Below are 2,542 nucleotides of genomic sequence, written 5' to 3'. Positions count from 1 at the left end.
CCCAGGCAGCCGACGTGTCCCGCGCGCGCGGTGGTGTCCCGGGTGCGCCAGTCCCACTCGGCGCGCGGCCGGGGGCCGCTCGGCTTGCCCCAGCCCGCGAGGTGGAGCAGCCACGTGACGATTCCCGCCGCGACGACCAGGCCGAGACCGAGCCGGATGCCCGGCACCCAGGCCGCGCACAGGGCGGCGCCCGCTCCGGTGCAGCCCAGCAGGGCCAGGATGGTGCCGGTCCAGCCGGCCACGGTGTGGCCGAGGTCGACGTCGCCGTGCGCGCTCATGATTCTCCCTGTGGGTACGGACGCCAGTACGCTCGGAGCAGGATCTTTTATCTCGCGAGCTAAGTAACTTAGATACTAAGGAGTGTGTGGGTGCACGGCAAGTCCCGCCCCCCGGCCACGGCCGGGGAGGCCATCGCACGCATGGACCAGTACGTGGCCCTCGGGCTCATCGGCCAGCAGGAAGTGGCCCAGCTGCTCGGACTGAACGTCACCGACCTCACCTGCCTGGGCCACGTGCTGGGCGCCGGGGACGCCCCGCTCTCCGCCGGCGACCTCGCCGAACTGACCCAGCTCACGACCGGCGCCGTCACCGGAGTGATCAACCGGCTGGAGCGGGCCGGATACGCGCACCGCCGGCCGGACCCGACCGACCGGCGCCGGGTACGGGTGGTGGCCGACCCTGCCGCGGCCCTGCGGGTCATCGCGGTCTACGAGCCCTTCTACGCCCGCCTCGGGGCGCTGTTCGCCGACTACTCCCCCGACGAGGTCGCCGTCATCGCCGACTGGTTCGGGCGGGCCACGGCCGAGATGCAGGCCCACCTGACCCGCGTGCGGGCCGGGGACATCGGCCCCCCGCCCGCGTAGTCACCGACTGGTAAAATGGGCGGGAAACTTGAGGCGCGGGGTGCTTGCACCCGACGCGGACGCGTACGACGAGCCGGGGCCCGTACCGAAGGGGTACGGACCCCGGCTCGTCGCCGTTCACCGTCCCGGCCGCCCTCCGCACTCGCTCTCCTCACGGAAGGTTCTGCATGAAGAACCCGTCAGCTCACGGGCGTTTCGGCATCAAGGCCGGAACGAAGGCAGGCTCCAGGCCCGGCGCCAAGGGCGGCGGCAAGACGCCCCGCACCCTCGGCCCCCAGGGCGAGTTCACCATGCCCCGGACGGCCACCCCGGCGCTGCCCGCGGTGACCTCGTTCGAGGAGCTCGACCTGCCCGCCGAGCTGGTGAGGACCCTGGCCGAGCAGCAGGTGCGGGAGCCGTTCCCGATCCAGGCCGCGACGCTGCCGAACTCCCTCGCGGGCCGCGACATCCTCGGCCGGGGCCGCACCGGCTCGGGCAAGACGCTGGCGTTCGGCCTGTCACTGCTCGCCCGCACCGCGGGACAGCAGGCCGACCCGAAGCGGCCGCTGGCCCTGATCCTCGTACCGACGCGCGAGCTGGCGCAGCAGGTCACCGAGGCCCTCGCACCGTACGCGCAGGCCCTGAAGCTGCGCATGGCCACCGTCGTCGGCGGGCTGTCCATCGGCCGCCAGTCGGGCGCGCTGCGCACCGGCGCGGAGGTCGTCGTGGCCACGCCCGGGCGCCTCAGCGACCTGGTCGGACGGCGGGACGTGCACCTGGAGCGCGTGAGGATCACGGTGCTCGACGAGGCCGATCAGATGTGCGACCTGGGGTTCATGCCCCAGGTCACCGAGATCCTGGACCAGTGCCACCACGCCGGGCAGCGGATGCTGTTCTCGGCCACCCTGGACCGCAACGTCGACCAGTTGGTGCGCCGGTACCTGAAGGACCCGGTCTCGCACTCCGTGGACCCGCAGTCGGCGTCCGTCGGCACGATGGACCACCACGTGCTGCACATCCACGCCGCGGACAAGGTCTCGGCGGCGACCGAGATCGCGGCGCGCGAGGGCCGGGTGCTGATGTTCCTGGACACCAAGCACGGCGTCGACCAGTTCGTGAAGCACCTGCGGGCCATGGGCGTCCGGGCCGAGGGACTGCACAGCGGAAAGTCCCAGCCTCAGCGCACCCGCACCCTCGGACAGTTCAAGGACAGCTTGATCACCGTCCTGGTCGCGACGAACGTCGCCGCCCGGGGCATCCACATCGACGACCTCGACCTGGTGGTCAACGTGGACCCGCCGGCCGACAGCAAGGACTACCTGCACCGGGGCGGGCGGACGGCCCGCGCGGGCGAGTCCGGCAAGGTCGTCACCCTGGTCACGCCCAACCAGCGGCGGGACGTCGTCCGCCTGATGGCCGACGCCAAGATCCGGCCGACGATCACCCAGGTGCGCTCCGGTGAGGCCGCGCTGAGCCGGATCACCGGCGCGAAGGCCCCGTCCGGGGTTCCGCTGTCCGGCGCCGCGCCGACCGACGCGAAGGGTCGGCCGAGCGGCTCCGACCTGGGGTTCCGCGGGATCGGAACCCGCCCCGGGCGCCCCGGCAAGGGCAAGGAGTCCCGTAAGACCATCGAGGCGCGGCAGGCCGCCGAGGCCCGCCGCGCGGCCCGGGTCCGCAAGGGCCTCTGACGCGCGGGCGCC

Annotated in this window: 3 protein-coding genes; 2 read left to right on the top strand and 1 reads right to left on the bottom strand. The window is 73.1% G+C overall.

Going from position 1 to position 2,542, the window contains the following annotated elements; all coding sequences use genetic code 11:
• Positions 1 to 278, bottom strand: a 278-nt coding sequence (locus NOD94_RS40745; protein WP_281211288.1) for an HGxxPAAW family protein, incomplete at its 3' end; no start/stop codon positions are given.
• A 90-nt stretch (positions 279 to 368) separates the two neighbouring features.
• On the opposite strand from NOD94_RS40745, the gene NOD94_RS40740 reads away from it, so the two are divergent.
• Positions 369 to 863: a MarR family transcriptional regulator gene (locus tag NOD94_RS40740; protein WP_281211287.1), complete on the top strand. Its 495-nt coding sequence runs from the start codon at positions 369 to 371 to the stop codon at positions 861 to 863.
• Positions 864 to 1,153: 290 nt separating this feature from the next.
• Positions 1,154 to 2,530, top strand: coding sequence for a DEAD/DEAH box helicase (locus NOD94_RS40735; protein WP_281211289.1), 1,377 nt, complete (start codon positions 1,154 to 1,156; stop codon positions 2,528 to 2,530).
• Positions 2,531 to 2,542: the final 12 nt, after the last annotated feature.

This window comes from Streptomyces sp. Isolate_45, assembly GCF_024721315.2.
Lineage (GTDB): Bacteria > Actinomycetota > Actinomycetes > Streptomycetales > Streptomycetaceae > Streptomyces.
Note: the sequence above shows the minus strand (reverse complement) of the source record. Positions and strands in the feature narration are given on the sequence as shown.